The following is a 12443-nucleotide window of genomic DNA, read 5'->3' as shown; positions in this document are numbered from 1 at the left end:
GAAGGATACGTTCCATGCATTGCCAGACCCTTGTCCTCGGCGCCGGTATCGTCGGCGTCAGCACCGCGCTGCACCTGCAAGCGCGTGGTCGCCAGGTGATCCTGATCGACCGCGACGAACCCGGCAGCGGTACCAGCCACGGCAACGCGGGCCTGATCGAGCGCTCGAGCGTGATCCCCTACGCGTTCCCCCGCCAACTGGGCGCTCTGCTGCGTTATGGCCTGAACCGCCAGCCCGATGTTCGCTACAGCCTGCTGCACCTGCCCAAGGCAGCGCCATGGCTGCTGCGTTACTGGCGCCAGTCGGCTCCTGGGCGTCTGGCGGGCGCGGCCGCCGACATGCTGCCGCTGGTGCAGCGCTGCGTCGAAGAGCATGACGCGTTGATCGGTGCTGCTGGCCTCGAAGGGCTGGTGCAAGCCAAAGGCTGGATCGAGGTGTACCGCGACCCGGCCCTGTTCGAACAGGCCAAGGCCGAGATCAGGGGGCTTGCCCGCTATGGTCTGCAGTACGAGATTCTCGAGCGCGGCCAGTTGCAGGCGCGAGAGCATCAGCTCGACAGCGCGGTGGTCGGTGGCATTCATTGGCTCGACCCGAAAACCGTGAACAACCCCGGCGCCCTCACCCAGGGTTACGCTGCGCTATTCGTCCAGCGCGGCGGGCAGTTCCTGCATGGCGATGCACGCAGCCTGAGCCAGGTCGCAGGTCGCTGGCAGGTGAACAGCCAGCGCGGCCCGATCACCGCCGACGAAGTCGTCGCCTGCCTCGGCCCGCAATCCGCCCAAGTCTACGAGCGGTTGGGTTACCGCATCCCGCTGGGTATCAAGCGCGGCTACCACATGCACTACGGCACCCGTGACGGTGCACAGCTCGAACATGCGATCTGCGATACACAAGGCGGCTACGTGCTGGCACCGATGGCCCGAGGCGTGCGCCTGACCACCGGCATCGAGTTCGCCGCCAGCGACGCGCCGGGCAATGAAATCCAACTAAGGCGCTGCGAAATCCTGGCCCGCCAACTGTTCCCGGCCCTCGGCGAGCGCCTGGACGACAGCCCTTGGCTCGGTCGTCGCCCCTGCCTGCCGGACATGCGTCCGGTGATCGGGCCTGCGCCAAGGCACAAAGGGCTGTGGTTCAACTTCGGCCATGCCCACCATGGCCTGACCCTGGGCCCGGTCAGCGGCCGCCTGCTGGCCGAGATGGTCACCGGCGAACGGCCATTCACCGACCCTGCGCCTTACAGCGCTGCACGTTTCGACTGAACCCACGCGGGAGAACAACAATATGACCGCCCCCCTGAGCGTTGCCAGCCTTGCTCCTGAACCCGATCCGCGTCCAACGCTGATCAGCATCGAGGGCTTGAACAAGCATTACGGCGCCTTCCATGTATTGCGTGACATCAACCTCAAGGTGCGCGAAGGCGAGCGCATCGTCCTGTGCGGCCCATCCGGCTCGGGCAAGTCGACCCTGATCCGTTGCATCAACCGTCTGGAGGTGGCCGAGCAAGGCACCATTCGGGTCGACGGCACCGACCTTGCTGCGACCAGCCGGCAAGCTGCCCAGGTGCGTAGCGAAATTGGCATGGTATTCCAGCACTTCAACCTGTTTCCGCACATGAGCGTGCTCGACAACTGCCTGCTGGCCCCCACCAGCGTGCGCGGGCTGTCACGCAAGGACGCAGAGGAACGCGCGCGGATGTACCTGAGCAAGGTCGGCATCGAGAGCCAGGCGCACAAGTACCCCAGCCAGCTTTCCGGCGGCCAGCAACAACGGGTTGCGATTGCCCGTGCACTGTGCATGAAGCCGCGGATCATGCTGTTCGACGAACCGACCTCGGCGCTCGACCCGGAGATGGTCGCCGAGGTGCTGGATGTGCTGGTACAACTGGCTGGCACGGGCATGACCATGTTGTGCGTGACCCACGAGATGGGCTTTGCCCGGCAGGTCGCCGAGCGCGTGCTGTTCCTTGAAGGTGGTCAGATCATCGAAGACAGCCCGCCAGAGGTCTTTTTCGGCCAGCCACGCACTGCGCGAGCCAAGGCGTTCCTTGCGCAGATACTGCATTGAGGCCTGATCGTCGGCAAGCCGATGCCTGCTGGGGTTGCGGAGCCTTTGCCGGCGCCGAATTGGCGGCGATTCATTGCACGGCTGCAATGAGCCGACTGCATCGTTAAATATAATTGACCTCACCTTACGTCAAACCCTTGCCGCCTGAGGCTCGCAAGGGTTTAACCCCCCGTATTTCGGCGCCCGCCCCCCATCAAAGCCCCTGCGTGTCGTTTGACATATCGAACGGCTCTGGCAATCTATCGCTTAAGCCCCGACCGGAATCGTCGACTCGGACGAGCCGGCAGTGCTCGGGGCTCCAGGCAGCACAGAAGGCCAAGGCCGTGCGCCTGCACAACAACGACAGGTCGAACCTGTCTCAAGGTGACATATGTCCAACAGCAACATTGGCAGCAAACAACCCTCCCTGCGCAAACCCGTCGTCCTGATGACCATGGGCATGCAAGAGCGCAAAGGCCATGACTACCAGGTCATGACCCACAAATACATCACCCCGCTGGTCGAGTTTTCCGATTGCGTCCCGGTACTGGTGCCCACTTGCTGCGGTACCGAAGACCTGGAGACCTATCTGGACATGGCCGACGGCGTGTACCTGACCGGTGCTGGCAGCAATATCGACCCCACCCTGTACGGCCAGGAAAACGAGACCCCAGGCAAAGGCCAGGACAAGAACCGCGACCTGTTCGATATCCCGCTGGTCAAGGCAGCCATCAAGCGTGGCTTGCCGATCTTCGGCATCTGCCGGGGTATGCAGGAAATCAACGTGGCCCTGGGTGGTGATATCTACCAGAAGGTCTACGCAGAGCCAGGTTTCAACGATCACCGGGAAAACCCGGAAGACCCGGTCGAGGTGCAATACGCCCAGGTCCACAGCGTGAAGATCAAGCCAGGCAGCTGGCTGCGCGAAACGCTCGGTACCGATGAGATCCGCGTCAACTCGCTGCACGGTCAGGGCCTGCGCAATCTGGGTGAAGGCATCGAGCCGATCGCTCACGCCGAAGACGGCCTGGTCGAGGCCATCCACGCGCCAAGCATTTCGCCTTTCCTCTTCGCTGTGCAGTGGCACCCAGAGTGGCAAGCTGCGAAGAACCCTGACTCGATCAAAATGTTCCAGGCCTTTGGCGACGCCTGCCGTGCCCAGGTCCGCAAGGCCCAGGCCGGCAAACGCCACCTGGCGGCTTGATTCCTCTGCTTCGTTAGCTTTGATCGCGGGGCGGCGCAACGTCGCCCCCGTTTCCCCGGTCACCCTCTGCTGGTCCCAGAATACTTCCCGTGGAAGCGGGCGGCGGGCTTGTGCCTGTCTCCGCGATCGTTTTTTCCCTTTTCGCAGCCAGAGATACGATGACTGAGTGTGGTCGTCGTGACAGACCCTACGCCTGCGAGATCGAGCGCCGCCCGCGCGGCGCATCGCGAGCAAGGCTCGCTCCTACGTCTGTTTCGGGCCAACTATGCCTGTGAGATTGCCCGCGAACGCTTTGGCACCTGACGCGATATCAGGTCGTACAAACAAGGCGGTCGCGCATCGCGCCACTGACATCACTGGCCCGAAACAAGCGTAGGAGCGAGCCTTGCTCGCGATGCGCCGCGCGGGCGGCGCTCGATCTCCCCCCCACCGCATACCCCAATGTTTGTTTCGCGCCAATGAATCCCGTGGGATTGGCGTACAAACGCTTCAGTGCACGGCGCGATATGAGGTCGTACAAACAAAACGGTCGCGCGCCGGCCACTGACATCACTGGCCCGAAACAAGCGTAGGAGCGAGCCTTGCTCGCGATGCGCCGCGCGGGCGGCGCTCGATCTCCCCCCACCGCATACCCCAATGTTTGTTTCGCGCCAATGAATCCCGTGGGATTGGCGTACAAACGCTTCAGTGCACGGCGCGATATGAGGTCGTACAAACAAAACGGTCGCGCATCGGCCACTGACATCACTGGCCCGAAACAAGCGTAGGAGCGAGCCTTGCTCGCGATGCGCCGCGCGGGCGGCGCTCGATCTCCCCCCCACCGCATACCCCAATGTTTGTTTCGCGCCAATGAATCCCGTGGGATTGGCGTGCAAACGCTTCAGTGCACGGCGCGATATGAGGTCGTACAAACAAAACGGTCGCGCATCGGCCACCGACATCACTGGCCCGAAACAAGCGTAGGAGCGAGCCTTGCTCGCGATGCGCCGCGCGGGCGGCGCTCGATCTCCCAGGCGCTACGCCTCTTCGGACATACGCCGCAAATCCCAAGACAAGCACCACCCAAGCAAAAAATCCCCAAAAGGGACTAGCCAACACCATAGTTGTACGATAACTTACATCCATCGCTAAACATCACTCGTCACCCAAGCGCCATAGGATGCCAACAACAATGACTCCACAAGAACTCAAATCCATCCTCTCCCACGGCCTGCTGTCGTTCCCGGTAACCGATTTCAATGCCCAGGGCGATTTCAACCAGGCCGGCTACATCAAACGCCTGGAATGGCTCGCCCCCTATGGCGCCAGCGCCCTGTTCGCCGCAGGCGGCACCGGTGAATTCTTCTCGCTGGCCGCCAGCGAATACAGCCAGATCATCAAGACCGCGGTCGACACCTGCGCCACGTCGGTGCCGATCCTCGCCGGCGTCGGCGGCTCCACCCGCCAGGCCATCGAATATGCGAAGGAAGCCGAGCGCTTGGGCGCCAAAGGCCTGCTGCTGCTGCCACACTACTTGACCGAAGCCAGCCAGGACGGCGTTGCAGCCCATGTCGAGGCCGTGTGCAAATCGGTGAACATCGGTGTGGTGGTCTACAACCGCAATGTCTGCCGCCTTAACGCGGTACAGCTGGAGAGGCTGGCCGAGCGTTGCCCGAACCTGATCGGCTACAAGGACGGCCTGGGTGACATCGAGCTGATGGTGTCGATCCGTCGCCGTCTGGGCGAACGCTTCAGCTACCTGGGTGGCCTGCCGACCGCCGAGGTGTATGCTGCCGCCTACAAGGCACTTGGTGTGCCGGTCTACTCGTCGGCGGTATTCAACTTCATCCCGAGAACTGCGATGGACTTCTACAACGCCATCGCCCGCGACGACCACGCCACCGTGGCCAAGCTGATCGACGATTTCTTCCTGCCATACCTGGACATCCGTAACCGCAAGGCCGGTTACGCCGTCAGCATCGTCAAGGCAGGGGCCAAGCTCGCCGGCTACGACGCAGGGCCGGTACGCACCCCGCTGACCGACCTGACTGGCGAAGAATACGAAATGCTCGCAGCGCTGATGGACAAGATGGGTCCGCAATAAGCGCCCCCGGCGGCCTGCCATCGCCGCCACCGGAGTGGGATGCCCCACTCCGGCTACAACTCGTGAGCCCGCACAAAAATAACTAGTGGGAGTATTGCCAGCATGCAAGCGACTAAAAAGACGCATGTGCGCTACCTGATCCTGTTCATGCTGTTCCTGGTGACCACGATCAACTATGCCGACAGAGCAACCATCGCCATCGCAGGTTCCAGCCTGCAGAAAGACCTCGGCATTGACGCCGTAACCCTCGGTTATATCTTCTCCGCCTTCGGATGGGCTTACGTGGCTGGCCAGATTCCTGGTGGCTGGCTGCTCGATCGTTTCGGTTCCAAGAACGTCTACGCCTTCAGCATCTTCACCTGGTCGCTGTTCACCCTGCTGCAAGGCTTCGTCGGCGGTTTGCCCGTGGCCTGGGCAGTGGTGACCCTGTTCACCCTTCGCTTTCTGGTCGGTTTTGCCGAAGCCCCGTCGTTCCCGGGCAATGCCCGCATCGTCGCGGCCTGGTTTCCTACACAGGAACGCGGCACCGCCTCGGCCATCTTCAACTCGGCACAATACTTCGCCACCGCATTGTTCGCCCCGATCATGGGCTGGATCGTGTTCAGCTTCGGCTGGGAGCACGTATTCGTGGTGATGGGCGCGCTCGGGATCCTGTTCTCGATGGTGTGGATGAAGACCATCTACAACCCACGTCAGCACCCACGCATCAGCCAGGACGAGCTCGAACACATCGAGCAGAACGGCGGCCTCGTGGACATGGACCAAAAGCGTGGCGATAACGCAGGCCCCAAATGGGGCTACATCAAGCAACTGCTGACCAGCCGCATGTTGCTGGGCGTCTATCTTGGCCAGTATTGCATCAACGCCATCACCTACTTCTTTCTCACCTGGTTCCCGGTATACCTGGTGCAGGAACGTGGCATGACCATCCTCAAGGCCGGCTTCATCGCCTCGCTGCCGGCAGTGTGCGGCTTCATCGGTGGCGTGCTTGGCGGGGTGATCTCGGACTGGCTGCTGCGACGGGGCAACTCGCTGACCTTCGCCCGCAAGCTGCCCATCGTCTGTGGCCTGCTGCTGTCGACCACCATGGTCTTCTGCAACTACGTCGATGCCGAATGGATGGTCGTAGGATTCATGACCCTGGCCTTCTTCGGCAAAGGCATCGGCGCGTTGGGCTGGGCAGTGGTCGCCGACACCTCGCCCAAGCAGATCGCCGGGTTGTCCGGTGGCCTGTTCAACACCTTCGGCAACATTGCCTCGATCACCACGCCAATCGTCATCGGCTACATCATCAGCGCCACCGGTTCGTTCAAGTGGGCGCTGGTGTATGTAGGCGCCAACGCGCTGGTGGCGGTGTTCAGCTACTTGGTGATCGTCGGCCCGATCAAACGGATCGAGTTGCGCGACGACCCAAAGACTGAAGCCGAGCTACGCGCCACTGGCGAGCTGGCCAGCTCTCGCCACTGACAGAGCACGCCCGCGCCGGCGGATGCCGTGGGCGGGCGGACGTACAACGCCTGAGAATCTGACAAACAGGGCCCCCATATGCAGTTGATCGAACACTCAGACTCGCCCCGCTACGTTCGCCTTCACGACGACGATAACGTCGTGGTGGTGGTCAACGACGGCGGCCTGGGCGAAGGCGCCCGCTTCGCCGACGGCCTGACCTTGATCGAGGGTGTACCGCAGAGCCACAAGGTCGCCACCGTGAACATCGCCAAGGGCGAGCCGGTGCGCCGTTACGGGCAAATAATCGGGTACGCCCTTGAGGACCTGCGCCAGGGCAGTTGGGTCCAGGAAAGCCAACTGGCCATGCCAGCGGCCCCGGCACTGGACAGCCTGCCACGCTGCGACGCAGTGCCCGCGCCCCTGCCGCCACTGGAAGGCTTTACCTTCGAAGGCTATCGCAATGCCGATGGGACCGTCGGTACCCGCAACATCCTTGGCATCACCACCACGGTGCAATGCGTGACCGGCGTTCTCGAACATGCGGTCAAGCGCATCCGCAGCGAACTGCTGCCCAAGTACCCGAACGTCGACGACGTGGTGGCACTGACCCACAGCTACGGCTGCGGCGTGGCGATCAATGCGCGCGACGCCTACATCCCCATCCGTACCGTGCGCAACCTGGCACGCAACCCGAATCTCGGCGGCGAGGCATTGGTCATCAGTCTGGGTTGCGAAAAGCTACAGGCCAGTCAGGTGATGCACGATGACGACCCGTCGGTGGACCTCAGCGAACCGTGGCTATACCGCCTGCAGGATGCCAGCCTGGGCTTCGTCGAAATGATCGAGCAGATCATGGAACTGGCCGAAACGCGCCTGAAGAAGCTCGATCAACGCCGCCGCGAAACGGTACCCGCCAGCGAGTTGATTCTGGGCATGCAGTGTGGTGGCAGCGATGCCTTCTCGGGCATCACCGCCAACCCGGCGCTGGGGTTTGCCGCTGACCTGCTGGTACGCGCCGGCGCTACCGTACTGTTCTCGGAAGTGACTGAAGTGCGCGACGCCATCTACATGCTCACCTCCCGCGCCGAGAACCAGGAAGTCGCCGATGCCCTGGTGCGCGAGATGGACTGGTACGACCGCTACCTGCAACAAGGCGCGGCCGACCGCAGCGCCAACACGACACCGGGCAACAAGAAAGGCGGCCTGTCCAACATCGTCGAAAAATCCCTGGGCTCTATCGTCAAGTCCGGTAGCAGTGCCATCCAGGGTGTGCTTGGCCCTGGCGAGCGGGTCAAGCGCAAAGGCCTGATCTTCTGCGCCACCCCCGCCAGCGATTTCGTCTGCGGCACGCTGCAACTGGCCGCAGGCATGAACCTGCATGTGTTCACCACCGGTCGCGGCACGCCTTATGGCCTGGCCATGACGCCGGTGGTCAAGGTCTGCACCCGGACCGAACTGGCCCAGCGCTGGCCTGACCTGATCGACATCGACGCCGGGCGCATTGCCAGTGGCCGTTCGACCCTCGAGGAACTGGGCTGGGAGCTGTTTCACTACTACCTGGACGTGGCCAGCGGCCGCAAGCGGACCTGGGCCGAGCAGCACAAGCTGCACAACGACATCACGCTGTTCAACCCGGCGCCGATCACCTGATACGCCACCTGCCCTGTGGCGGCCGGCTTGTCGGCGATTGGAGTGCGCAGCACTCGCCCAGCGCCTGGCGCCTGGCGCCTACAGGAACGACGTTGTCCTCCAGTCTTTTTCTCCAAAGGAGTACCCCATGCCTGAGATCCTCGGCCACAACTTCATCGCCGGCCAGCGCAGCGCCACAGGTTCGCTGCGCCTGCAGAGCCTGGACGCCACCACCGGCGAAGCCCTGCCTTTCAGCTTCATGCAGGCCACCGAAAGCGAAGTCGACCAAGCCGCCAAGGCCGCTGCCGCGGCATTCCCCGAATTCCGCCAGTCGAGCCCGGCCCGCCGCGCCGAGTTCCTCGACGCCATTGCCGCCGAACTGGATGAACTCGATGACGCCTTCGTCGCCATCGTCTGCCGTGAAACTGCCCTGCCCGCCGCACGCATCCAGGGTGAGCGCGGTCGTACCAGCGGCCAGATGCGCCTGTTCGCGCAGCTGCTGCGCCGTGGCGACTTCCTTGGCGCGCGCATCGATCTGGCCCTGCCAGAGCGCCAACCGCTGCCCCGCGTCGACCTGCGCCAGATGCGCATCGGTGTAGGCCCGGTCGCCGTCTTCGGTGCCAGCAACTTCCCGCTGGCCTTCTCCACCGCCGGCGGCGACACCGCCGCTGCATTCGCCGCAGGCTGCCCGGTAGTGTTCAAGGCCCACAGCGGCCACATGGCAACCGCCGACATGGTCGCCACCGCGATCATCCGGGCCGCCGAGCGTACCGGCATGCCCAAAGGCGTGTTCAACATGGTCTTTGGTGGCGGGGTCGGTGAGTGGTTGGTCAAGCACCCGGCTATCCAGGCGGTCGGTTTCACCGGTTCGCTCAAAGGTGGCGATGCCCTGTGCCGCATGGCCGCCGAACGCCCTCAGCCGATTCCAGTGTTCGCCGAGATGTCCAGCATCAACCCGGTCATCATCCTGCCGGGCGCCCTGGCCAGGCGTGGCGACGCCATCGCCCGTGAACTGGCGGGATCCGTATGCCTTGGCGCCGGCCAGTTCTGCACCAATCCGGGCCTGGTGATAGGGCTGCAGTCGGCGCCATTCAGCCAGCTACTCGCCGACCTTGGCCGACACCTGGAGCAGCAAGCCGGCCAGACCATGCTCAACGCGGGCGGCCTGCGCAGCTATGTGGACGGCCTGAAGCATTTGCATGCCCACGCTGGCATCGAACACCTGGCCGGCCAGCCGCAGGAAGGCGGCCAGGCCCGCGCACAGTTGTTCAAGGCGGACACCCGCCTGCTGGTCGAGTCCGACCCGCTGCTGCAGGAGGAGGTGTTCGGCCCGGCCACGGTAGCCGTGCAAGCCAAGGACAATGCCGAATTACGCGCTGCCCTACTAGGCCTGCGCGGGCAACTGACGGCTACCCTGATCGGCGAGCCTGAAGACTTCGAAGCCTTCGCCTGGCTGGTGCCCTTGCTTGAAGAAAAAGTCGGCCGCATTCTGGTCAACGGCTATCCGACCGGCGTGGAAGTGTGCGATGCGATGGTGCATGGCGGGCCGTACCCGGCAACGTCCGATGCCCGTGGCACCTCGGTCGGCACCCTGGCCATCGATCGCTTCCTGCGCCCGGTGTGCTACCAGAACTACCCGCAGACGCTGCTGCCCGAGGCGCTGCGTGACAGCAATCCGCTTGGGCTGCGTCGGCTGGTGAATGGGCAATGGAGCGATGGGGCGATCTAAGTGGCCTGATGCAAGAACGCCCTGCTGATGCGGGGCGTTTTTGGCTGTTCGGCGTTAGAGTTGCGCCGTCCGGTAGATCGAGCGCCGCCCGCGCGGCGCATCGCGAGCAAGGCTCGCTCCTACGTCTGTTTCGGGCCAATTATTCCTGTGAGAGTTGCGCGCGACCACTTTGGTGCTGGGCGCGATTGAGCCGTACAAACGAGGCGGTCGCGCACGTCTATTGCTGGGGTTACTGGCCCGAAACAAACGTAGGAGCGAGCCTTGCTCGCGATGCGCCGCGCGGGCGGCGCTCGATCTCACACACACCAACCCACTCCAACCCTGCCCTAAAAACCTCAGCCCTCTTGCGCCTCAGCCTCCTCATGCGCCTGGCGCAACCGCTCGCGGCTATTGCTCAAATGCATGCGCATGGCCATCTTCGCCCCCTCGCTATCGCGCCGGGCAATCGCTTCATAGATCGCTTCATGCTCGTGGCTCAGCCGGCTCATGTAATGGGCCTGGTCGTCACGCGCCAGGCGCGCCGAATTCAGCCGGGTGCGCGGGATAATGCTGGTGCCCAGGTGGTTGATGATATCGGCGAAGTAATGGTTGCCGCTGGCCTGGGCGATGCGCAGGTGAAACTGGAAGTCCGCCGACACCGCATCGAAGGCATGGGCAACACCTTCGTTGAGCTCGTCCAGCGCAGCACGCATGCCGGCCAGTTCCTCGTCGCTGCGCCGCTGCGCCGCAAGGCCTGCCGACTCGATCTCCAGAGCGATGCGCAATTCCAGCACCGCCAGCACTTCACGCAGCGTGACCACGGTCGCCGGGTCGATGCGAAAACCGCTAGAGGCCGGAGCGTCCAGCACGAAAGTGCCGATACCATGGCGAGTCTCGACCTGACCGGCTGCCTGCAGCCGCGAGATCGCTTCACGCACGACCGTGCGGCTCACGCCTTCCTCGGCCATGATCTGCGATTCGGTCGGCAACTTGTCGCCACGCTTGAGCTGGCCGCTGCGAATGCGCTCGGTCAGCACCGTAACCAGTTCCTGGGCCAGACTGCGCGGCTTGCGCCGGGTTCTTGCCTGTACCTGTTGCTCTGTCATGCCCTGTATTTCACCTTGAAAGACAGCCGTCATGATAGCGCAAGCAGTTGTACGATCACATACACCCCGCCCGGTATTTATTACCGTGCCGCACCGCTCCCCACTTGAACTGGCGATTGGCGGTCGCATTGCCCCCACCTGCCAGCAAACTGCTGGCCCCCAGCCCTTCGCAGGCGAGGCAAACTCCCTTCTCCTTCAGAAGCTTAGGACAGCAACATGCGGGTATTTCTAGCAACCATGGCCGGCTGCCTGTTGGCCACGATCGCCTTCGGCGTCCAAGCCAGGACGTTGAGCCAGAATGATCGCCACGTCTGCGCCTGGGGTTCGCAGATCGCCGCCGAGGCTCAGCAGGCCAAGCTCTCCGGGGTTACGCTGTACGCCACCCGCAAGAAGCTGCAGGTACGTAAATTCCCCAAACCATGGATGCGCATGACCGCATTCGGCATCACCGAGCAGACCTACAACAGCCGCTCGCGACTCAAGCCGGCGGCTATCAAGCAGACGTATTACGAGCAGTGCGTGCAGCATGCGGTCGCCAAGAGATAATTTCTTATTTATCAAAATGTTATGGCTAAATACTGATGAATAATCTAGCTGGCGATCCATTACATCCAGAAGTATTTTCCTTTTTCGATCAATAACTTAATTGCACAAAATGAATCAAAATCGAGAAAATAGGCCACCCTGTCACCGCAATCAGCTGCATGTTTATCATTGCCGCACGCAGTGAAGTAAGGGTCAGCCTGGGTAGATTGGCTGGCAACGCACCTCTGTCCTCACCGAGTTGGCGATGAAGCACTCTTCATGAGCAAGATGGTGCAAGCGCTCCAACTGCTCCCGAGTCGGCTGGCGCTCGCCCGAGAACGCCACCCGGGGGCGCAGGGTCACAAGGGTCATCGCCGTGCGCCCCGCTTCATTGCGATCCATCACGCCGACAGCATCGTCCACGTACTGCTCGACGCAGAAACGCTGCTTGGCCGCAAGCGACAGAAACCACAGCATGTGGCAACTGGACAGCGATGCGACGAAGGCTTCTTCGGGGTCGACCGCCGAAGCATCGGACAGCGGCAACGGCACCACATGGGGCGACGAGGAACCCACTACCTCGACACCGCCATCGAAACGCCACAGGTGCCTGCGGCTGTACTGGTTACCGAGGAAATCCTGCCCCTCACGGGCCCAGGCTACTTGTGCCGTGTATTGCGCCACGCAAACCTCCTT

General features: G+C 62.8%; 10 protein-coding genes. 8 read left to right on the top strand and 2 right to left on the bottom strand.

What is annotated here, in order from left to right; all coding sequences use genetic code 11:
• Positions 1-14: 14 nt before the first annotated feature.
• The 7 genes from VXM67_RS12840 to VXM67_RS12810 all read left to right on the top strand — a co-directional run bounded on the left by VXM67_RS12840 (position 15) and on the right by VXM67_RS12810 (position 10137).
• On the top strand, positions 15-1259 hold the full coding sequence (locus VXM67_RS12840; RefSeq protein ID WP_023380337.1) for an FAD-binding oxidoreductase: 1245 nt from the start codon (positions 15-17) through the stop codon (positions 1257-1259).
• Positions 1260-1281: 22 nt separating this feature from the next.
• Positions 1282-2064: an amino acid ABC transporter ATP-binding protein gene (locus VXM67_RS12835; RefSeq protein WP_023380336.1), complete on the top strand. Its 783-nt coding sequence runs from the start codon at positions 1282-1284 to the stop codon at positions 2062-2064.
• A 370-nt stretch (positions 2065-2434) separates the two neighbouring features.
• The gene (locus tag VXM67_RS12830) at positions 2435-3247 is read left to right on the top strand and encodes a gamma-glutamyl-gamma-aminobutyrate hydrolase family protein (RefSeq protein ID WP_023380334.1); all 813 of its coding nucleotides are present in this window, start codon (positions 2435-2437) and stop codon (positions 3245-3247) included.
• Between the two features lie 1171 nt (positions 3248-4418).
• Positions 4419-5330 carry a 5-dehydro-4-deoxyglucarate dehydratase gene (gene kdgD / locus VXM67_RS12825; protein WP_023380333.1) on the top strand — a complete coding sequence of 304 codons (912 nt, stop codon included), beginning with the start codon at positions 4419-4421 and terminating at the stop codon, positions 5328-5330.
• 102 nt (positions 5331-5432) lie between these two features.
• Positions 5433-6797 (top strand): MFS transporter, encoded by a 1365-nt coding sequence (locus VXM67_RS12820; RefSeq protein WP_023380331.1) that lies wholly within the window; start codon positions 5433-5435, stop codon positions 6795-6797.
• 78 nt (positions 6798-6875) lie between these two features.
• Positions 6876-8429: a galactarate dehydratase gene (garD, locus tag VXM67_RS12815; RefSeq protein ID WP_023380330.1), complete on the top strand. Its 1554-nt coding sequence runs from the start codon at positions 6876-6878 to the stop codon at positions 8427-8429.
• A gap of 127 nt (positions 8430-8556) precedes the next feature.
• Entirely contained in the window at positions 8557-10137 is a 1581-nt protein-coding gene (locus VXM67_RS12810) for an aldehyde dehydrogenase (NADP(+)) (protein WP_186599148.1), read from the top strand.
• Between the two features lie 335 nt (positions 10138-10472).
• On the opposite strand, the gene VXM67_RS12805 is transcribed toward VXM67_RS12810, so the two are convergent.
• The gene (locus VXM67_RS12805; protein WP_023380326.1) at positions 10473-11222 is read right to left on the bottom strand and encodes a FadR/GntR family transcriptional regulator; all 750 of its coding nucleotides are present in this window, start codon (positions 11220-11222) and stop codon (positions 10473-10475) included.
• A 216-nt stretch (positions 11223-11438) separates the two neighbouring features.
• On the opposite strand from VXM67_RS12805, the gene VXM67_RS12800 reads away from it, so the two are divergent.
• Positions 11439-11768, top strand: a complete 330-nt coding sequence (locus VXM67_RS12800; RefSeq protein ID WP_027907799.1) for a hypothetical protein — start codon at positions 11439-11441, stop codon at positions 11766-11768.
• Between the two features lie 192 nt (positions 11769-11960).
• Here the strand turns inward: VXM67_RS12800 and VXM67_RS12795 are convergent, their stop codons facing one another.
• Complete coding sequence (locus VXM67_RS12795) at positions 11961-12431, bottom strand: OsmC family protein (RefSeq protein ID WP_023380324.1); 471 nt, start codon at positions 12429-12431, stop codon at positions 11961-11963.
• Between the last annotated feature and the right edge of the window lie 12 nt (positions 12432-12443).

This window comes from Pseudomonas sp. Rh2 (assembly GCF_040762985.1).
GTDB classification, from domain to species: Bacteria; Pseudomonadota; Gammaproteobacteria; order Pseudomonadales; family Pseudomonadaceae; genus Aquipseudomonas; species Aquipseudomonas taiwanensis.
Note: the sequence above shows the minus strand (reverse complement) of the source record. Positions and strands in the feature narration are given on the sequence as shown.

Coding starts and splice junctions, on each gene's coding strand:
- garD (WP_023380330.1), top strand. CDS start 6,876: ATGCAGTTGATCGAACACTCAGACTCGCCCCGCTACGTTCGCCTTCAC.
- VXM67_RS12840 (WP_023380337.1), top strand. CDS start 15: ATGCATTGCCAGACCCTTGTCCTCGGCGCCGGTATCGTCGGCGTCAGC.
- VXM67_RS12835 (WP_023380336.1), top strand. CDS start 1,282: ATGACCGCCCCCCTGAGCGTTGCCAGCCTTGCTCCTGAACCCGATCCG.
- kdgD (WP_023380333.1), top strand. CDS start 4,419: ATGACTCCACAAGAACTCAAATCCATCCTCTCCCACGGCCTGCTGTCG.
- VXM67_RS12810 (WP_186599148.1), top strand. CDS start 8,557: ATGCCTGAGATCCTCGGCCACAACTTCATCGCCGGCCAGCGCAGCGCC.
- VXM67_RS12830 (WP_023380334.1), top strand. CDS start 2,435: ATGTCCAACAGCAACATTGGCAGCAAACAACCCTCCCTGCGCAAACCC.
- VXM67_RS12820 (WP_023380331.1), top strand. CDS start 5,433: ATGCAAGCGACTAAAAAGACGCATGTGCGCTACCTGATCCTGTTCATG.
- VXM67_RS12805 (WP_023380326.1), bottom strand. CDS start 11,222: ATGACAGAGCAACAGGTACAGGCAAGAACCCGGCGCAAGCCGCGCAGT.
- VXM67_RS12800 (WP_027907799.1), top strand. CDS start 11,439: ATGCGGGTATTTCTAGCAACCATGGCCGGCTGCCTGTTGGCCACGATC.